The sequence below is a fragment of the Quyinboa sediminis genome, from assembly GCF_042219855.1.
In the GTDB taxonomy this organism is placed as follows: Bacteria; Bacteroidota; Bacteroidia; order Bacteroidales; family UBA5342; genus JBHJHP01.
This window is the reverse complement of the sequence record NZ_JBHJHP010000006.1, coordinates 215987-235474: the sequence shown is the minus strand read 5'-3', so window position 1 is coordinate 235474 and position 19488 is coordinate 215987. Positions and strand designations below refer to the sequence as shown.

The following is a 19488-nucleotide window of genomic DNA, read 5'->3' as shown; positions in this document are numbered from 1 at the left end:
CCATCTTTCAATTCTTAACAACTGGGAATTTTTGTTAATTAATTAATCTGAAATACATTAGTAAAAGAATTATATTAATTTTGCCCCCCAAATTCAGAAAAGGGAATGAGGGCTGATTTTTGGTTTTTATTTGTAATTATTGCTTTATTATTTATTGCCGACGGGTTGATCTATAAGTACATCAACCGCTGGGTCACACGGAGACAGAAATTCATAAAACTTTCTTTCTTTACCATTTACTGGATAATTCCGGTAGCGTTTTCCGTGGTTTTTGCCTATTATTTTTCGCTATTAAAACAAGCTGATTCCGGTAATTATTACTATCATTTCATGTGGATTATCGGCTTATTTTTACTCATTTATCTTCCAAAAAGCATTTACCTGTTTTTTATCCTGCTGAATAACTTATATAACCTGATCCGTCGGTTTTTTTCAGGTTTAAAGAGTGAACGCCGTCCCAGAAAAGGAGAAAAGATCACCCGTTCTGAATTTTTAGGCAAGGCAGGGTTGCTTGTGGCTGCCATTCCTTTTGCATCAATGTTGTATGGTATTGCGAGGGGCAGGTTCAACTACTATGTGAAACGGGTTCCCGTAGGGTTCAAAAACCTACCGGAAGCATTCGATGGATACAAAATCATACAGATATCTGATATCCATCTGGGCAATTACAACAAAGAATACCATCGTCTGTATCCGATTATCAACATGATCAACGATGAAAATCCTGATCTGATTCTCTTTACCGGCGACCTGGTCAATAACTTCAGTGACGAAACCATTGGTTGGGCTCCCGTTTTTAATAAGCTCAGAGCGAAATACGGAAAATACTCTATCCTGGGGAACCACGACTATGGCAATTACAGCAGATGGAAATCCACAGAAGCGAAAAAACGCAACTTCGATCAGATTGTGCAGGCACACAAACGCTTTGGGTTCACCCTGCTCAGAAACCAGAATGTGGATCTGACCTTGAAAAACCAGACCATAAAGCTGGCCGGTAACGAAAACTGGGGACTACCACCGTTTCCGCAATATGGCGATCTGTCCAAAACACTGCGGGGTATCACGAAAGATGATTTCACAATACTGATGTCGCATGACCCGGATCACTGGGAAGCGGAAGTTTTGCCGGAATCAAAGGTAGAACTTACACTTTCAGGGCACACCCATGGTATGCAAATGGGAATCAGCTACAAAAACCTGAAATGGAGTCCTGCGAAATGGAAATATAAATACTGGGACGGACTTTATGCCATAGGCAGTCGTTACCTTTATGTCAACCGTGGTCTGGGCTTTATCGGCATTCCAATGCGTATAGGTATGCCCCCGGAAATTACCTTGCTGGAACTTCGCAAAGCCTGATTCCATAAGTTAACCGACAAAATTCCTCTTTTCATCTATTCTTTCTGGACATCAACAATGATGGGCTGTATTTTTGTTACAAAAACAGCAAAGATGAACTCACAGAAATTATATCGAAGTCGGAATGACAGAATGATAGCCGGCATATGTGGCGGTTTGGGAGAATATTTTAATGTGGACCCGGTTATTATCCGGATCCTGTGGGTTATCCTTTCCTTCTGGGGAGGTGGAATCCTGGCCTATATCATCTGTATCTTTGTGATTCCTGAAGAACCCTGGTAGAATTACTTATTATCTACCAGCGCTTCAGACACATTGATGATGGAATCACCCATTTTCTCACTTCCGGTGACCAAATCCATGAAAATAACGCCGGCTTTGTATTTATAGCGCTTGGTCTTAATGTATTCCAGATGCTGAATTTTTAGCTGATCCCTGTAATTATTGATCTCGTGTTCAATGTTGTTGGCATCGTTCACATTCACATCTTTTGAGTCGACAGCAGCAAGATTCTCCTCCATCTTTTTCAGCGCTTTTTCAACCAGATCGAACATGACAAATATTTCCTGCTCAATATCCTCATCAAACTTCACCTTACCCTCTTTTTTACGTAAAATGGTCTTTGCCAGGTTAAAGTTGGAATCTGCAATGCTCTCAATATCACTGATGATACGCATCATTGATCGCAGTTTAACCGTGCTGTTCTGAGTCATTTTCCCTTCTGACACCTGCGTAAGGTAAGATGCGATTTCCACTTCAAGATTATCACATATAGTCTCATACTTTTCAATGCGACTGTATTGCTTGCTGAATTCGCGTTCATCTTTGATATGATAAAGTTTCCGGGCAATCTTAAACATTTTGTGCACGCGTTCTGCATATAAACTTATCTCACTTTTTGCCTGAACCAAAGACAGTTCAGAAGTGGAGAGAAGGCCGGTTGCGATATACTTCAGTCTGAATTCTTCGTCTGATTCCTTTTGTTTAACCATATAGTTGACCGTCTTCACAATAACCGGTACCAGCCAGAACATCACCAGCACATTGATTACATTAAACGATGTATGAAACAGGGATAATGCAATAGGTATCGCTGTTGCCACCTGGTAGGGCGAATCGAGCCCGATGACATCTGATACCAGGTAGTCGATACCATGCAGGAACAAGCGAAATACGATTAACATCCATACGACACCGAATATATTGAAAATGAGATGCGCCCGGGCAGCTTTCTTTGCCGTGGAATTGGCTACAGCCGCTGCCAGATTTGCGGTAATGGTTGTTCCGATATTTTCGCCCAGAACCATAGCCGCAGCCAGATCAAACGATATCCAGCCGTTATTACACATGACAAGCGTAAGTGCCATGGTGGCACTGGAGGACTGAATAACAATGGTCAGCAGCGTTCCGATGAACAGGAAGATTAAAACCGAACCAAAACCAAGATGCGTATAGTTGGAAAGGAAACTTAGTATTTCAGGATTCTGTTTGATGTCAGGAACTGAATCTTTCAGAAATTCGAGTCCCATAAACAACAGGGCAAAACCAATAATAAATTCACCCCAGAACCGGCGTTTTCCTACTTTTGAGAATATAAACGGGAGTCCCAGTCCGATTAACGGAAGCGAAAGGGCACTCATTTTAACTTTAAACCCAAGAATTGAAATAATCCATGCCGTCACCGTAGTACCGATATTGGCTCCCATAATCACCCCGATGGATTGGATCAGCGATAAAAGTCCCGCGTTCACGAAACTTACCACCATAACGGTGGTTGCTGATGAAGACTGGATAAGCGCAGTGATTAAAACACCCGTTAGAATGCCGGTAAAGCGGTTAGTTGTCATGGCACTTAAAATAGCCCGCATTTTCTCACCTGCAACCTTCTGTAAGCCTTCACTCATCATCTTCATCCCAAACAGGAAAAGGCCAAGCGACCCGATGAGCGTCAGGACATCATAAATAGAATAATTCATTGTGTTTGTTTCCAAATATTTCTGTTGCAAATATATTATTTTGAAACACTTTTGAAATGAATATTTCATCTGTGTTTCGTTTTTTATTGAAAAACATACTAATATGTAATTATTCTAAAAAAGTGACAGGAGACAAGGCGACGATTGACAAGGTAACAGGTGCCCCATGAAATGAACAATTTAAAGTGAGAAATGAACACTAAAATTCTTTCTTCGTAACATGTCACCCTTCACCTGTAACCATAATATGAAATATTGCATTTTCTATTTTGGCATTTTTGAAAAGTGTTCTATATTTGCAGCGCTCAAACGAAATGAGCTCAGGATTGTCCCATGGTGTAATGGTAGCACTCCGGTTTTTGGTACCGTCAGTCAAGGTTCGAGTCCTTGTGGGACAACTTCTTAAACACTTAACCGCCTGATCTTCAGGCGGTTATTTTTTTGACGTGGGCAGACTATGGGCAAATGTATAAAATTAAATAACATCTATATTAATAATTTCAACTGATTCATTTTCACTATCAACCTTATATAATATCCTTAGCTGAGGGATATTAAAAGGGCGCTTGGCAGTCACCCATAAATAATAGTTATCTCGAATTTTAAAGTTTAGATGATCAGATCCTTTAGATAATCCCCAATCAATTCCTAAATCTAATTCGAAAAATTGTTTGGTACTTTTTACTATCTTTTCAGAAAATTCATCAACTTTTTTACTGCGGGAAATTTCAAACAGTCTCATATAATTCTATTTCTTGTATTGCCCAATCGATATCCTCATCCCCTGGTTCAACCTTTGTGACAAAAAACGAATAAAACGGTAATTCTTCCTTATCCATAGCAATTTGCCATGATGGATGTGTATGAGTTATTTCACTTAATTCAGAAGCATTATACCCTTTTAATTCATTTAAAAGATTGTCGATTAACTCCATTTCATTTTCATCAAATACAGAGGTATTAGCTTTTAATGAAGTTAAACACTTCCTTTGTATGTAACCATGATGATCTTTGGATTCTTCATAAATTTTCCCTTCACTTATCAGTTTTTCCTTTAAAGACAAAAATTGATATGGATTAGGAGTAGGCCCATGGTCTTGTTTAATATATGTGAAATTTGTTATTGGGTGGCCCGTTCTTAAATAATTATAGTTATCAATATAATAAAATGCTTTATTTAGCATAGTAGCCCCGTATGTTTCAACATTTTTTAATTTGTCTGCTATATAAATAAACAATTCTATTGTCCTAATTTGTGGATTTTGGGTTCTCATATGAAAAGGGTTTACATTAATTGTTTGTTAAATACTTCAAATATATGAATATTTCGATATCACATCCTAATTATTTAACATATTTAATAATAGCAGCTTAAGTCATTTGCTTCAATGCCAACAACCTAATGTGTTGTTATTATATTATTAATTCACACCTAAAAGTATAACAAATTATTGAATTAAAATTCACGGAAAACCCCAAAACTTAAAATCACGGAAAACCGTTAGTTTTATGCTTAATTAATTTGATGATTATCAATACATTAATAAAATAATTTTATTACTTTTTATCTTTTAAAACAAATAAATCATTAAATTGCAGAAATAACTTATCTAAATTTATTTACTATGGCAAAACACAAAATTATCTCCGTTTCGATTTCTAATGATGTTTTCAGTGATTCAAAGAGGGGTGTTAAAGTCCAGGAACTTGACCAAGTTAAAGAATATCTTGAAGAAGGATGGTTAGTTCGAGATATTAAAAATGTATCTCCTCCTGCAGGAGAACATTGGACCTCAATTTTTATCATTTTAACTAAATAAAAATGGAAGTAGAAATTTTTACAATTTGCGATTACTGCCAAGACAACCATGGTAAAATGATTGTCATTGGACCTTTTGATACGATATTTGCTCGCGAATTTCCAGCAACGCATCCAGTATTAGGGATTGCCGGCAGGATTGTATTTGAGCCGGAAGAAGAAAAGGGTTCAGATATTAAAATATTAGTATTAGATCCAGATGGTAAAGACTTATTGAGACCCATACTTGGAAAGTTTGATCTAAAAGATGACGAGTCAAAGCCTTTAAAACATCTTAATATATGTATTACCAATACCAACGTTTTATTCAAAAAACCAGGAAAGCATCTATTTCAGTTATTTTTAGGTGACAAAATGCTGAGACAGATTTCTATTAACTTAACTGAAAGAAAATGAACCCTTGGATTTCATTTTTAATAGGTTTCGTGGCTGGAGTAGCTGCAAATTATGCATATGATTGGATACTTAAGAAAAACAGGGGTAAAGATTCTTTTGTAGATTCAAAAGTTAGAAAAGACAAAATTTTTTTTACAGGCCAAGTTGATTATAGTGAAAATTCTATAAAAACATTGACTAATCTCACAAAGAATGTAAGTATCCAACAGGACACTCCCCCTCCAACATCATAACACTAAATTCTTGCTTCCACTTGATCCTTTCAGGTGTTATGCGTTTTAACTAACAAATTTTAACTAAAAACCCCGCCGTCACCAGCGGGGCAATACCCTATTCTTAAACATAAGTAATTTTTTCATTACCATAAAATTACAAAATGGCTTTGAAAAAAAAATCACGGGAAACCATAAAAGTAAAAATCACTGGAAACAGTGATTTTTATTTATTCAATCACTTAATATAATTCTTATATCTACATGTATATTAATTAAATATACGTATATTTGTGTCGGTAGAATGTTGTTTTTATTTGGCCATAGAACTTTTGGTAGATAAATCCCGGGGTGGTTCCCGGGTTTTTCTTTTTATGGATATCACATCAAATAATATTCGGTTTGCTGCCGGTATCGAAATATTTTACTGTGCTGGCCAGCATCATAATTTATACCGGTGTAACCAGGTAAAAGGATTGGATCCTATCAGGATAAAATTCGGTACTGCAGAACTATTATTGCGAGATCTCACATCAAAATAAATAATGATACTCGAGAAAAAAAACCCCGGCGAATTCTATCGCCAGGGGGAAAGTTATGGACCTCGAAAAAAATTACGAAATATTTTTGTTCTATGTTTTTAGTAAAACCACAATAATAAATATTACCGCCACACCAATTAAAATATACAGAGGTGTATTATTGGTTTTTGATTCAACGTAGGGGTTTTCTGGCTGCTTATTTTTATTGAAAATTGAAAATGCAAACCCTAAAACATCCAGTCCAGCGTAAATGTATCGTGTTAAATCTGAAATTGAATTTGAACCGCCTAACACACCACTACCGCCATTGTTGTAATAGTTATTATAATCTTCCTCCCATTGCTGCACCTCTTCATCAGATAATGGGCCTGAATAGTTTACGGTTATTTTTGAGACACTATAAAGATCTTTGACAAATTGTTTGCCATATCTTCCAGCATAATAAATCAGTGATTCCGGCGTGGGCTCGTCTGAAATGCCATACTCATCATACAAACCTTGTATGGCTGCTCTGTTATGCCCTAATACGTAAAGAATATTATCAATAACCATGGAATATTCTTTCGATTTATTTCCCGCTTCCAAAATTGCTGACATAATTTCTTAATTTATCTGTTGTTAAAAATCATAAAAACAGAGAATATAAGCCCAGCAATAAGAATTACCGTCTTATTCTTGCTGAAGAATGATGCATCTGACTGTTCAATTTTAGTATATCCGGTAGGTCGTGAAGTAATAATATCTGTAGAATCTACACCCGTGTTTATTAATTCATCCGTTGAAATGCCAGCTTCTCTTAAATCGCCTACAGAATAATCTTTAGCTAAAATTTCCTGTATTGAGAATCCCTTGCTTAACAGCAAAATAATTTCCTCTGTTATTTTATTCTGTTCAGCTGCTATTTGTGCAGCTATTTTCTGTTTTTCTAATTCAGTTTGAAAAGAATCACTTGTTCTTTCTAACAATGACCTGGTATCTTCTGCCATGATATTTATAAAATTTAGTTACTTTTTAAATACAAATATTTTTATAAAAACTACTATCACAACTAAAAGAAACAATATTGGGAATAGTTTTTTTATCCCTGTATTATTTTGTGTTTTTGCTGAATAATCTGTAATCGAATTGCTCGTGGCATTCGCCCCATAAATATTAGTTCCATTAGTTTGATAGGTGTCGGATGCTCGTGTAGTGTTATTGGATCTATCTCCTGAAACACTTGAATCCCGAGAAGTTCTTGAAACGCCTAATCCATCTCCATCGAAGGGATTTAGGTCAATATCAATTCCAGTTGCTTTACTAAGCCAGCTCATTTTATTCTTTTTTTTCTGGTTCTGGTTCTGATTTCTGTTTTACACTCTCAACAGGGACGCTGCTATCATTCTCAATAGCCAATTTATCGGCAGCAAGTATCTCTTTTGAAAATTTGGCAATTCTTGACAACTGGATTACAGCAGCCAGCACTAAAACAACTAGTGCAATCAAGATATATTCAGTCTTAATTTGTGTCATTTGATCCCGGTGTTAAAGCGTTAATAAAATTCATTATCTCATCTTTGTAAAGAACCGTTAAAACAACACCTGCTATTAAAAGTAAAACAACCAACGAGCTTGATTTACCCCCACCGAATGGATATGCAATTTGTTCTACAATCATCTTACTTGATTTTTACAGATTTCATGATAACTTCAAACACATCCTGAATTGAGTTAATCTCAATTTCAACCTTTTCTTTGGTTTCCGGATCTTTAATCGCTACTAATTCACCAAGGTGATTTTGCAAAATGGGATCGAGCTTTTCATCAAAGAAGGCGATTTCATTTTCCAGCATGGTTGCTGTTGTATTCGCCTCGTTAAGTTTAAGCAGCAAGGATTCATTTTCCTTACCCTTTTTATCGACCTGGTCTTTTACCGCTTTGACCTTCGATTCGTAATCCGGGTTCAGATAATTTTCGAGCAACATAGAAATGAATTCTCCTTTAGAGTTCGCCCCTGATTGCTCAAAAGTGTCCTGGAACAATTCGGCAGTTTCGATATGCGCCCTGACATTAATGTTTTTCTGATTTTTTGACGGCATAATCTTAATTTTTTGAATTAACATTTTATTCTTTTACACTTTGGATCATTCTAAGAAATACCTATGTTCACCCCTTAAACACTGTTGTTTTGGTCTATTGTAAAACAAGGATATTCCCTTTGTCAATCCTTTACGTAGATAAAGTTAATCCATGAATTAAGCGAAGTCAATTATTACTTAATCATATTTAAAAAACTGTGAAATTCGTCGGGATTCCTTGTATCATCAAGAATGTTAGCGGTAATATTGATAAGGTCAGGTAGTTTTTCAATAACATCACCAAAGGTGTTAATTTGATATAATTCTTTCATTCTTCTAAGTTCAAGAGGAAACTCTACAGGGCATATTTTATTAATTTTATAAAAGAAATATGAATTTTGAATCAGGACATCCACATTAAAAATGCGATTTAAATCCAGCTTATCATTTTTAATATGATCCTGGATATTTATATCATGTTCCCAGATATTCTGATCAAGCGAATCCATTCCACTTCCATTATATTCAACATATAAATGTAATATGATCTTTATAGTATCAATCTTTTTGTAATTTGAAAAATCAAAGATAGATAACTGATTACGGTCATGTTTGGAATACATGGCCTGCATCTGCTTTAAAATACTTGTAGGAGTGTTTGGACTACTACGTTTAATTATATCCCGAATATCTTTATTTGTAATCCTTAGAGGAATCTTTAATAAGATACATATTGCAACATAAAAAAAATCAATATCAAAGTAGCTGGCAACGTGTTCAATAGTAATTTTATCGTATGATCCCAGGTTAAAATGATCCTTTAGTTTTAAACGCTGCCGGTATCCATCAGTGACACCAAAAAGTCTGGATATCTGCTTTGTATTTAATTCCGTTTGATTCATAATTTTTTAGATTTTACAAAAGTTAAAAAAGTACTTACCTTTCTTACCTTCTTACCTAACGCCTGTAAATCAACATATTAAAAGGGTAACTTAAATATATTGGGTAAGATCATAGATACTACCCATGTTAAAACATATTTATCTTACCTACCCTTATAATATTCTGAAAATAAAGCATATAAATTATATTAAAACCTTATATTATTATCTTACCTACCCTTATAAATGCTTATATATTAGTTAAATAGATATGCTTGGTAAGATGGGTAAGATTAAAACGTCAAATTATGATGTTACTACTTTTTTTATAATCCTCTATCTCCTGATCAGTTCTGAATTTTAACCAATAGCCATATACCCCCTTATGTTTATCCCTGTCAAAAGTAGAGTTAAGTGCTTTACCCATGTTGATATTAGTAAGTTTTGATATACCTGTTTTTAGTTGTAATTCTTTTACCACTTCAGTTGAATTATAAAACTTAACATTTTCCATGTTTTTATATGACTTTTTCCCGTTTTCGATTTTATCAGGCTCATGTATGTATAATTGTACCATATCCCGCTCCATTGAGTTTAGCCTAAATTTTTTGTTCCTTTCTTCGTTTTTCTCAATATCTTCTTTTGAGAGTTCACAATTATAATTTTCATCATTATACAGATGGAACGCCTGTCGCCAAATGTTATCAATACCAATATGCACATAATCCCATGATATGCTCTTTAATTCAAAAACCAGCCAACGGACAGTCCCGGTATCATCCGTTAAAAACTCATCTTCATTTGTGCTTCCAACAAAATTTGCAATTCTTGGAACTCTTTTAGGTCTGGCATCATACGGTAAACGCTCATTTATATTCTCTTTGGAAAACAAAGATTTTAAACTATTCAGATCCCTTTTTGTCATCTGTGCAAGTTCATCCAGGTTTATTATCCAGTTTGAAGACAGTTTAATCAAACTATCTTTATCCGTACCAATATTTTCGGCTAAATAGTCTTTTAGTGAACCCGGACAAAGCCACCGGCAAAAGGTTGATTTTCCATTATTTTGCCTTCTATCTTTAAGGGTAAAACATTGTTTGTTATAATAATCAGGAACAAAAGCACATTTAATTGACCTTACTAGCCATTTTTTTAGATGATAAACAAACTGTTCACCGTCCACGGCCGTAATATAGTCACCAATCTCCTTTATATAATCTGGCTCTTTAATAGGATCGTACGGCTTTTGAGTAATATCATTAAAATAGTCCTCAATAGGATTGTATTTAACTGTAACATATCCACTTTTAAGTATAGCAACTAAATTCGATTTGCTTACTTTAAAAGCTGGCATATCGATCATCATATCTACAAATACACTATCCTCATTTAACTCCTCATATTCTGAATCATCGCTATCTAACAACCTATACTCAAACTCATTTTTAATTAAATTATATTTGAAATCATATTTTTCCTTCAAATAATCTATTGTTAGTTGAAAAGGATTGTTTTTAGGCTTTTCAGTTTCCTTCTTTTTATTTTCAATTTCGTCAATATTAAGATCCGGCATAATGCAACTGTATTTGTTTGGTAACTTTGTGGATATTGAATTCTGCGTTATTTTCAATTTTTATGAAAAATTGTTTTAAATGTGGATTGCATTTTTTGAATGATGTTAGCAATTCAATTTTTATATCATGCTTAATTGTTTGATCCTGGCATAATGATTTAAATTTTGATAATATGTCAATGTCAAAGTTCACTAATCTCTTTACTGACCTGTATTTTAGAATAAGTTCATCCCAAAGTATTTCTTTTTGCAAATAATCTTCACGAGAGTGAATATTCTCTAAATATTGTTCTAAAAAAAGTAGTGGTATTGAGAGTAATTCTTTTATAAGATCTTCTTTTAACCCTGTCAGTTCAAGCAGTCTAAACAACTTTAACCGATCTTCATTCAGGGCATTCATTTTCGATTCGGTATCAAGTTGATATTGTTCGGTTTCATTCTTGTATTGTTGTATAGTAGATATAATCCACTTATATTGATTTACCGACCGATCATTAAGATAACCATTGTTGGATAGGTATTTAATCTTATTGAAAAGTTGAGTAATGGCCTGATCTATATCTTGTTTTATCATGCCAAAATGAATTTATTTATTGAAAACCAGCATAACCGACCGGTTATGCTGCTATATCATTTTTATTTAACTCATCTGAATATATAGACCTTATAAGTTCAACAAAGTGCTTAAAAAGCCACAGGAGTTCTGCTCTATTTTTTTTGTCCTGATCGCGCCAGTCCTCACAGTTGTGAAGAGAAGTTACTATATGCATTAGGTCAGATTCTATGCATTCAATTTCCAGATAGCTTCCAATTCTGGATTTTATTTTGTTTAGAGCTGCATTATCATTTAGGGATTCAGGTAGCAATTTTGATACATCACAAATTAGCTCAAATGATAATAGAGAATCTCCCGATACATTTAATTCATCTTCAGAGTTAAGCATTACATAGTCCTTAAAAAACTCTGCTGTAATTTGTTCGTGTGGGTACATTTTAACGAACTCTTCAATTTTTTTGGTTACATCTGTTGTTTTCATGGTTTTTTAAATTTTAAGATTTTACATTTTGCTTTTCTTCAAGTGCTGTTAAAACTTTAACTGGATCGTATAAACATCTACGTAAACCAGGTATTCTTATTGAAGATATGATTCCCATATCTTCTAATTTCTTAATAGTAGGTTGTGAAACCCCTGCCATTTTGGCCATTATTCGCTGTGAGACATATTTTGATTTAATCTCATCACTGTTTTTACTGGACACTGCATTTTCTTTATTCATAGTTGTAAATTTGAAATTTAATATATCAAAGTAAATCAATAATTACGTTATTTACAAATATAGGCATACTTTATTATACCTTTTTGGTATTTTTTTATATACCTGCAGTGAATTTCACCAATGAAAACACCTCTGTTTTAAGGGAAAATGATTAGTTTTATAAAAAAATTTCAATGGAAGAATTTAACATAGCGGAATTTGCGGATACTTTAAAGAAAATTAGACTGTTAAAAGATATGTCCCAAAACGATGTAGCCATAAAGGCAGATATTTCAAAGTTAACTTACATGAAATATGAAAACAATAAAATGATTCCGTCTTTGAATAACTTTATAAATATATGTAGAGCTTTTGAAATTACAATTACCGATTTTTTTACGTTTACTAAATTTGGCGGTTATTATCCAAATGAAAATTTTTCTTTAAGTAATAAAGAAATGTATTCACAATCCGAAGCCGTTCAAGACTTAAAACGTAAATTGGATAGATTTGAAAGACAAGAGGAGTTATACTATTTCTTTAAAGAAATGTTACAGTATGCGGAAGACACTAATAGGTTATATAAAGAAATTTCAAAAAGAAATATACCTGAATTAGTTTTACTAAAGGAACTTATTGATGAATACAAAGGATTAGATAATATTAGAGCAAAAAGAGTTAGTAACTTAGCATTTAAAGAAGAATTCGATCAAAAAGTCAATATCATTTTTAAAGATCACAAATACAATACATATTATTTCTATTTATTCCAAGATTATGGTGATCATGGTATATTTCGATTTTTAGGTGAACAATAAAACACAGATTAAACAAACAACTCATTCAGCTTTACTCTTAAATCATCAACTTGATGATTGATATATCTATCATATGCTTTCTGTGATTTATGTCCGGTTATCTTTTTAACTTGATCAGGCATTAAAACACCACTTGCCAATGTACTTAAAGTTTTTCTACCCCAGTGTATAGATATTACTTCGCTTTTCTTAACTGACTTTGAAATGGTTTTACCGTTTACAATTTTTTCAATTGTAATTTCAGAGTTTATCCCGCAAATTTCAGCACATTCTTTAAGGATCCTATTCATATACTGATCTGCCATCACGGGTAATGCTCTGTCATATTTATATCCGGAATACTTTTTTAAGATTTTCTTTGCGGGATCTACCAGCGGAATTACATCCAGGTGTTTGGTTTTTTTCTCTCTAAGGTTCAAAACAGATTGTTCCAGGTCAACATCAGAAGGTCTGAATTTTAGATCGCTGATCCGCAAGCCGGTCATGCAGGAAAATATAAAAACGTCCCTTACCTTCTCATGCTTTTTATTTTCAAAAGCAAAATTTGCCAGTTTGTCGAATTCAGACTTCGTCAAAGAGAAAACCTGCTTTTCCTGTAATTTGATTTTTAAAAATGAAAGATCCCTATTAGGGAAAATGTCATTTCTTATACCCCAGTTGCAAAACGTTTTAAAATCCTTTAGGTTTTTAGCCAGGTAACTGTCCTGGTATCCGTTTTCTATACAGTATAATTTGAGTTTATCAACTAAGTCAGGGGTTACGTTATTAAAATCAAGAGTAATTTTCCGTGAACTACAAGCATTCTCAAAGAACGTTTTAGAAGCCCCGTAAGCCTTTATGGTACCAGATGCTTTTTCCAACACACTTTCATCAATAAAACGTTGCCAGACATCGAAAAACGGTTCGCCAGATGCAGGAATCTTGGATTTTATAATCTGCTTAATATCGGATTTGGTAACTGCAATACCCTGGGATGTCTTATTATAGTAAAATGCCTTGATCCGGTGTTCTAGTGCATTCATATAATCATTCAATTCATTGTGATCATTATAAGGCATGTTCTTTTTATTGGCCTTAACCTTACTGTATTTTTCGGACCAGTCATCCGGTTTTATTTTGAACAGGTTCCCACGTTCTCTTTCTCCATCAAAGGTTACAACTATTTTCACACTAACCAATCCATTCTTATTAGGTACATACACTTTGCTTATATTACCTGCAGTATCGGTTACTTTTTTTGTTTCATGAATTACAAAACTTATCTGTATCATAAAAATACTTTTGGGCAAATTATGGGCAAAAGTTACAAAAAATAAAGCTAAACGATGTGATTTATGAAAATTATTGCAAAATAATATATTGATAAAGTGCTAATTATGAAAGCTATAAAAGTGCAGTAAAAAATTATTGTTAACCTTGTGGGACAACAGACAAAAAGCTTAACTATTTAATAGTTAGGCTTTTTTGTTAAAACACAAATGTGATTGCACACATATTACCACACGATCCCTGCCGTTTTCAACAATGCAAAATACTTAAAACCCGATCGATAAATCTACAAAACTACGAAACAAGTAAACCTTAAGTATGCCTTTTATAATACGGACTTCCGGAACTTAGCCTGTTTAAAATCTCTGTACCAGATTAAGGCAATTTCTCTGCTGACGGAATCCGGTTAAATACACGATTTCCCGTTTTATGGAGCAGTTTCTGATCTGCAAAATCCAGGATAGCATTCCAGTCTTCCATGGTCATGCCATGACCACCCTCACGGAAATGCATCCCCAGATTATCCTTAACCCCCAGAAATTCGTACACCGGCTGAGCGCTCAGTACAGTTTGTAATGCGGCATAGGCCCTTCCGTATTCATCGTTAAACGCATTACACAGTATAAAAAGGCGCGGAGCCGTTAATGCAGGTAACCAGTGCTGATCGCAGGGCAGGTGTGACGTCAGGTTTCTGAATTTTTCGAAATTCGGACCAAACCAGTAGGTATTCTGATCAACAACCTCAGTAATGCCCTGCCCCAGGCCATTTCCCATTTCTTTGCCTGAAAAACGCCATGCCATACCACCTGCAACCGGTGCTGTCATTGCAATTCGTTCATCCAGGGCACCGGCAAGCAATACGGCCTGCCCAAGCCGCGATACACCTGAAATGATAATTTTATCCTCATCAATCAAAGGATCTGTCTCCAGGTAATCCACTACACGCGATATGCCCCATGCCCATGCTGAAAAATCTCTCCAGTCATATTCCGGATAATGTGGAAAAAATGCGGTTTTATTCCAGTTCGGAGCGTCAGCGCCAAGCTGATTATATGGAATCGTAACCACCGCATAACCACGCTTCAGCGGTTCCCCGGCAAAATAGATCCCTGAACGCTCTGCATTAAAACTAAGCGTAACAAATACCGGATATCCCGTTTCAGGTCCTTCACCAACAGGAGTGAATATACCCACGTCAAAACCACATACAGCATTGGGTCCGAATGTCAGGTGTTGCTTTCTATAATTTGCAGTAAGCGTGCTGTCTTTATTTACAGGAATACCGGATTCACTCGAAATAGTTGTAGCTTTTACATTCCCCGGAGCCGGAGGCATATGTCCGTATTCATAGTCTTCAAGAATTCGTATCATCTCCTGACGACGGATTTGCCATTGTTCTGCAGTTGTAACCTTTGTTCCGTCATTCATGGTCAGTGGATCCGGCATCTCCTTTGATTCCGGTAACTCATCAGCAGAAACAGTCATGGTGAATCTACCCTGAGCAAATATCCCCTGATCAGGAATAATGCCAGTCAACATGAATATAAATGTCTTTAATATGAAGCCTGTGTATTTCATATGATATTGTTTTAACTTCAAAATACTTTTATACCCTGACACAGAAGCGGTCCCGGGCAAAATGATAAAGATAAGCATTCCCTTTTGAGAAAAGTTCCATTATTGACATATTCTATGAAATGGAAAAGTAAATGAAAAAAACAGGTGTGCTGTTTCCATGTAATTGAAAACACTTGCATAACGTTAATATTTTTACGGTTATATAAAATTCTTTCGGAGGAAAATACCGGATAAAAGATATCAGGTATACGGTTTGAAAGTATTGTAGCTGACATTTTTTGTAGCTCTTATTATCAACTTTTTGAAAAAAAATGACAGAATAAGTGCTATATGTTACACTTTATTGAAAGGAAAAATTGTTTGTTTGCATGATTAACGTATACCATTATTTAAATTGGTACAGGAAAAGCATTTTATATGAACACTATTTTTATGAACCGAATCATAATGACATGTATTGCAGTTGCAGCATTCATGTTGAACGTACAGGCGCAGGAACAAGGTGACACAGTTTCTGTTGGCAACACAAAATTTGTACTATTGAGCCAGAACCTGATTTCCAATCCAGGTTTTGAAGATGGATTTACCGGATGGACAGACGCTACTCCTTCCGCAGCACAGCTCTCTTCGGCTTATTTTTCACTGACAGAACCCGGTGGCATCGACAACTCTAAATTTCTTGTCGGAACAACAAATTCCAGTTCTGCAGCTGCCGGTTCCATCGGTACAGGATGGAGCATTGAACCGGATAAGACCTATTATTTTTCCTATAATGTAAAGTACCTGAATGCCTCAACTGCTGCAGTCCCCGAAGTGTGGCTGAAAGTATCACTGACAAATGATCCAACCAACAATGCGGAACCTTCAATTCTTATTGACACCACAACAGTGAATGGCGGTGGGGTATGGACAAAAAATGCGGTAGGGTTTACCAACACATTCCCATACAACAACATCGTGGCGCGTTTTCGCTGGTTGAACAACAGATTTGGGTTTGATAATTTTGCGCTTCACGAGGCATATGAAATACCGGATAGTGCAGGGCTGCAATCCACCATTCAACAGGCACAGGATTTATACGATGCATCATCAGCGGGAGCACAGGACCTGCAGGATGCCATTGCATCTGCAGAGGGTCTGCTGACCAGTACTTCCGCTATTGAAGTACGTCTTGCCATTTCAAATCTGAACGATGCCATGTTTAACTTTAAACTGGCAAATGCAGGTTCATCAGAACCATTGGACATGACAGGTATCATCGTCAACCCGAGCTTCGAGTCCGGGTTTACCGGATGGACAAACGACGGTTTCGCCACACAATCCAATACTGTCTTTCCCGGGAAAGATGGTACTTTATATGCCGAAAAATGGGTAAACAGAGGCACCAGGGTACCCGATGTGAGTGTGCAACAACTATTATATGATATACCCAATGGCCATTACACAATGTCTGCCAATTGCGGAAATATTCAACAAACCGGATCCGGAAGTTCAACAAACGTCGGTAATGCTCAAACCGGGGCGTCACTTTTCGCTGGAGATTATGCTGTGGCCGCAGATACGATAAAACTTCGTTCTGTAAGTTTCTTCGTGTTTGATAATCAGGTTACAATCGGTTTTAAAACGGTAAACGCCACAGGAAACTGGGTAACCTGTGATAATTTCCGTTTGCTATACAAGGGATATGATGTTGATGCGATTAAATCCTATTTACAAATACTGGTTGATACAGCAAATGTATTATTAGGTTCAAAGATGCAGGACAACGTGCGAGCCGAACTTGTTGCATCGGTGAACCTCTCGGAACAGGCCATTGCGGATCAGAATATAACAAAGGATTCCTTGTCGAATATCATTTTAAGCATACAAAGTAGTTCAGCCGGGGCAAAAACATCAATCACGGCTTATAACGAATTACAAAATGTGATTGATCTGGCCACCGGACTTTATGGTGATGGAAGTGGAAATGAAGCAACTGCATTGCAAACTGCAATTAATACCGCAACTACCATAGTTAACGATCTTAATGTTACACTGACACAGATAGAAACTGCAGCTAAGGATATGGACAGAGCAATTCTTGTGTATCGTTTGGCCAATGCTACAGGGCCAGCTCCTGTTGTACTGACCAATCCGATGTGTCTCCGTGGTGCAACAAAAGCTTTTGGCCGCAGCACCATTGCAGGTTTTGCTGTTTCAGGCTTGCTGGAACATGGTTTCTGCTGGAGCACCAGTCCGAACCCTACAGTACTGGATAACCGTACAACCAGCTACTTTTCACACAACGGTTATATCTACAAAATGGAAAATCTGACGCCATCCACAGTATATTACGTTCGTGCATATGCCATGACCAAAGGCTATGCAGTAGGCTACGGTGATGTGCTTAAAGTGATAACCATACCAAAAGGTACGGCAACATACTGGTATAATTACGGCGGTCCGGATGATGCAGATGCCCGTATTGCTTCAGCATTGGAAGAAGCCACCGACTACCGGAATAATCTGACCAGCATCAAGGGTTTACATATTACCTGTTCTTATGGCTCAGGCACTCCAACAGCAGACTGCAGTTACGGCGGATCAATGAGAATTGGTCCAAATTCAGCCTATCAGCGTACAGGCACCGTTTTACACGAAATGGAACATGCCATGGGCGTAGGTACACATTGGATGTGGTATGGACCCAATTCTGTATTGAGATCAAATGGCTCAAGAGGTTTATGGCTTGGCGACCGTGCCAATAATGTAGTCCGTTTTATCGAAAACAGTAATGCAGGCACTGTAACAGGCGATGCAGTCCATATGTGGTCTACAGGTTTTCCTTCACCGCTGAATTACGGAATTAACGGTGCACAGGAAGATGACGGTTCTGAATTGTTATACACTGCGAATTCGTTGTTAATACAGGCCCTTTGTGAAGACGGTCTGATCCCGACCAGTGGCTTCAGTTTACCTGCTTATACACTGGACACAGAGGACACCATTAAGTTTTATCTTAAGAGCGAAAATGCTCAGACCGGAAGGGACGATGCATTTGTGGTATTGAATGAGGCCGGAAATCTGGCGAATCGTGTCATGACAGCCGGTCAGGCCTTAGCGAACGACAGTGCAGCATGGACCTTCACCTTTAATCCTGTCAACTGCTATTACTCCATTAAAAATGTAGCCACCGGCAGGTATTTTACCTACAGGTCGACAGGTTCAAACGGTATATCAACCGTTTCAAGATCACAACCCTATAGCGCCGATTATTTTCAACTGATGGAGGCACGCGTGGAAACAAAAGTTGGTGACCTTACAAAAAAAGGTTACTGGATAATTCATCCCGAAGCTAAAAGTTCTCCTGCCTGCCTGACCGCCGTTGCCACCGAAGTAACTTCTACAAGTGGGTTCAATATTGCTAACACATCGACAACACAACGCTGGTTACTTCTGTCTTCAGGTGAAGTTGAACAGCTTGATCAGACCACTCCTGTTACGGATTTAAAGGCAGACCATAAATCAGATATGTGGGTATATTCTGAAAACAGGAATCTACATATCGAAAATATCGCACCCGGTTCTGCTATCACCATCTTTGATATATCGGGTATTGTGAGGTTACATTCATTTGCAGTTATTAATTCCTTTACACATGAAATGCCTGAAGGCATATATTTTGTTACTGTGAAAACGGATAAAACACAGCAGGTGAAAAAAGTGGTTGTGAGGTAGAAAACATTAGCCTTCTTCCGAAGGTGAAAAT

General features: G+C 36.4%; 23 protein-coding genes and 1 tRNA gene. 8 read left to right on the top strand and 16 right to left on the bottom strand.

Annotation, left to right across the window (positions count from 1 at the left end; translation table 11 throughout):
- Positions 1 to 105: 105 nt before the first annotated feature.
- Together ACE1EF_RS15410 and ACE1EF_RS15405 are read left to right on the top strand one after the other, a co-directional pair.
- Positions 106 to 1362: a metallophosphoesterase gene (locus ACE1EF_RS15410; protein WP_375721575.1), complete on the top strand. Its 1257-nt coding sequence runs from the start codon at positions 106 to 108 to the stop codon at positions 1360 to 1362.
- Positions 1363 to 1455: 93 nt separating this feature from the next.
- Positions 1456 to 1644 (top strand): PspC domain-containing protein, encoded by a 189-nt coding sequence (locus tag ACE1EF_RS15405; RefSeq protein WP_375721574.1) that lies wholly within the window; start codon positions 1456 to 1458, stop codon positions 1642 to 1644.
- A gap of 2 nt (positions 1645 to 1646) precedes the next feature.
- Here ACE1EF_RS15405 and ACE1EF_RS15400 read toward each other — a convergent pair whose 3' ends face one another.
- Positions 1647 to 3338 (bottom strand): Na/Pi cotransporter family protein, encoded by a 1692-nt coding sequence (locus ACE1EF_RS15400; protein ID WP_375721573.1) that lies wholly within the window; start codon positions 3336 to 3338, stop codon positions 1647 to 1649.
- A 327-nt stretch (positions 3339 to 3665) separates the two neighbouring features.
- Here ACE1EF_RS15400 and ACE1EF_RS15395 point away from each other — a divergent pair.
- Positions 3666 to 3736, top strand: a tRNA-Gln gene (locus ACE1EF_RS15395).
- 77 nt (positions 3737 to 3813) lie between these two features.
- On the opposite strand, the gene ACE1EF_RS15390 is transcribed toward ACE1EF_RS15395, so the two are convergent.
- Together ACE1EF_RS15390 and ACE1EF_RS15385 are read right to left on the bottom strand one after the other, a co-directional pair.
- The gene (locus tag ACE1EF_RS15390) at positions 3814 to 4080 is read right to left on the bottom strand and encodes a hypothetical protein (RefSeq protein ID WP_375721572.1); all 267 of its coding nucleotides are present in this window, start codon (positions 4078 to 4080) and stop codon (positions 3814 to 3816) included.
- Positions 4067 to 4612, bottom strand: a complete 546-nt coding sequence (locus tag ACE1EF_RS15385; protein WP_375721571.1) for a Panacea domain-containing protein — start codon at positions 4610 to 4612, stop codon at positions 4067 to 4069. Before ACE1EF_RS15385 ends, ACE1EF_RS15390 begins: the two co-directional genes overlap by 14 nt.
- A 351-nt stretch (positions 4613 to 4963) precedes the next feature.
- On the opposite strand from ACE1EF_RS15385, the gene ACE1EF_RS15380 reads away from it, so the two are divergent.
- The 3 genes from ACE1EF_RS15380 to ACE1EF_RS15370 are packed head-to-tail and all read left to right on the top strand — an operon-like array spanning position 4964 to position 5786.
- A complete protein-coding gene (locus tag ACE1EF_RS15380; RefSeq protein ID WP_375721570.1) occupies positions 4964 to 5158 on the top strand; it encodes a hypothetical protein in 195 nt (64 codons plus the stop codon).
- A 2-nt stretch (positions 5159 to 5160) separates the two neighbouring features.
- Complete coding sequence (locus tag ACE1EF_RS15375) at positions 5161 to 5553, top strand: DUF6941 family protein (RefSeq protein ID WP_375721569.1); 393 nt, start codon at positions 5161 to 5163, stop codon at positions 5551 to 5553.
- Positions 5550 to 5786, top strand: a complete 237-nt coding sequence (locus tag ACE1EF_RS15370) for a hypothetical protein (RefSeq protein ID WP_375721568.1) — start codon at positions 5550 to 5552, stop codon at positions 5784 to 5786. Before ACE1EF_RS15375 ends, ACE1EF_RS15370 begins: the two co-directional genes overlap by 4 nt.
- A 611-nt stretch (positions 5787 to 6397) precedes the next feature.
- Here ACE1EF_RS15370 and ACE1EF_RS15365 read toward each other — a convergent pair.
- The 11 genes from ACE1EF_RS15365 to ACE1EF_RS15315 form a co-directional block, all read right to left on the bottom strand.
- A complete protein-coding gene (locus tag ACE1EF_RS15365) occupies positions 6398 to 6904 on the bottom strand; it encodes a hypothetical protein (RefSeq protein ID WP_375721567.1) in 507 nt (168 codons plus the stop codon).
- A gap of 11 nt (positions 6905 to 6915) precedes the next feature.
- Entirely contained in the window at positions 6916 to 7293 is a 378-nt protein-coding gene (locus ACE1EF_RS15360; protein WP_375721566.1) for a hypothetical protein, read from the bottom strand.
- Between the two features lie 18 nt (positions 7294 to 7311).
- Positions 7312 to 7620, bottom strand: coding sequence for a hypothetical protein (locus tag ACE1EF_RS15355; protein ID WP_375721565.1), 309 nt, complete (start codon positions 7618 to 7620; stop codon positions 7312 to 7314).
- Between the two features lies 1 nt (position 7621).
- Entirely contained in the window at positions 7622 to 7819 is a 198-nt protein-coding gene (locus ACE1EF_RS15350; RefSeq protein ID WP_375721564.1) for a hypothetical protein, read from the bottom strand.
- On the bottom strand, positions 7806 to 7964 hold the full coding sequence (locus tag ACE1EF_RS15345) for a hypothetical protein (protein WP_375721563.1): 159 nt from the start codon (positions 7962 to 7964) through the stop codon (positions 7806 to 7808). Before ACE1EF_RS15345 ends, ACE1EF_RS15350 begins: the two co-directional genes overlap by 14 nt.
- A gap of 1 nt (position 7965) precedes the next feature.
- Complete coding sequence (locus ACE1EF_RS15340) at positions 7966 to 8385, bottom strand: hypothetical protein (RefSeq protein WP_375721562.1); 420 nt, start codon at positions 8383 to 8385, stop codon at positions 7966 to 7968.
- A 173-nt stretch (positions 8386 to 8558) separates the two neighbouring features.
- The gene (locus ACE1EF_RS15335; protein ID WP_375721561.1) at positions 8559 to 9266 is read right to left on the bottom strand and encodes a hypothetical protein; all 708 of its coding nucleotides are present in this window, start codon (positions 9264 to 9266) and stop codon (positions 8559 to 8561) included.
- A gap of 280 nt (positions 9267 to 9546) precedes the next feature.
- On the bottom strand, positions 9547 to 10818 hold the full coding sequence (locus tag ACE1EF_RS15330; RefSeq protein ID WP_375721560.1) for a VapE domain-containing protein: 1272 nt from the start codon (positions 10816 to 10818) through the stop codon (positions 9547 to 9549).
- Entirely contained in the window at positions 10805 to 11392 is a 588-nt protein-coding gene (locus ACE1EF_RS15325) for a hypothetical protein (protein WP_375721559.1), read from the bottom strand. The genes ACE1EF_RS15330 and ACE1EF_RS15325 overlap by 14 nt, the downstream gene beginning before the upstream one ends.
- A 43-nt stretch (positions 11393 to 11435) precedes the next feature.
- Positions 11436 to 11855, bottom strand: coding sequence for a hypothetical protein (locus tag ACE1EF_RS15320; RefSeq protein WP_375721558.1), 420 nt, complete (start codon positions 11853 to 11855; stop codon positions 11436 to 11438).
- A gap of 13 nt (positions 11856 to 11868) precedes the next feature.
- Positions 11869 to 12096: a hypothetical protein gene (locus ACE1EF_RS15315; RefSeq protein ID WP_375721557.1), complete on the bottom strand. Its 228-nt coding sequence runs from the start codon at positions 12094 to 12096 to the stop codon at positions 11869 to 11871.
- 173 nt (positions 12097 to 12269) lie between these two features.
- Here ACE1EF_RS15315 and ACE1EF_RS15310 point away from each other — a divergent pair, with 173 nt between their 5' ends.
- Positions 12270 to 12893 carry a helix-turn-helix transcriptional regulator gene (locus ACE1EF_RS15310; protein ID WP_375721556.1) on the top strand — a complete coding sequence of 208 codons (624 nt, stop codon included), beginning with the start codon at positions 12270 to 12272 and terminating at the stop codon, positions 12891 to 12893.
- Positions 12894 to 12901: 8 nt separating this feature from the next.
- Here the strand turns inward: ACE1EF_RS15310 and ACE1EF_RS15305 are convergent, their stop codons facing one another.
- Both ACE1EF_RS15305 and ACE1EF_RS15300 read right to left on the bottom strand, forming a co-directional pair.
- A complete protein-coding gene (locus ACE1EF_RS15305; protein ID WP_375721555.1) occupies positions 12902 to 14164 on the bottom strand; it encodes a tyrosine-type recombinase/integrase in 1263 nt (420 codons plus the stop codon).
- 373 nt (positions 14165 to 14537) lie between these two features.
- Positions 14538 to 15740 carry an alpha/beta hydrolase family protein gene (locus ACE1EF_RS15300; protein WP_375721554.1) on the bottom strand — a complete coding sequence of 401 codons (1203 nt, stop codon included), beginning with the start codon at positions 15738 to 15740 and terminating at the stop codon, positions 14538 to 14540.
- A gap of 432 nt (positions 15741 to 16172) precedes the next feature.
- Here ACE1EF_RS15300 and ACE1EF_RS15295 point away from each other — a divergent pair, with 432 nt between their 5' ends.
- On the top strand, positions 16173 to 19457 hold the full coding sequence (locus ACE1EF_RS15295; protein WP_375721553.1) for a T9SS type A sorting domain-containing protein: 3285 nt from the start codon (positions 16173 to 16175) through the stop codon (positions 19455 to 19457).
- The last annotated feature ends 31 nt before the right edge of the window (positions 19458 to 19488 follow it).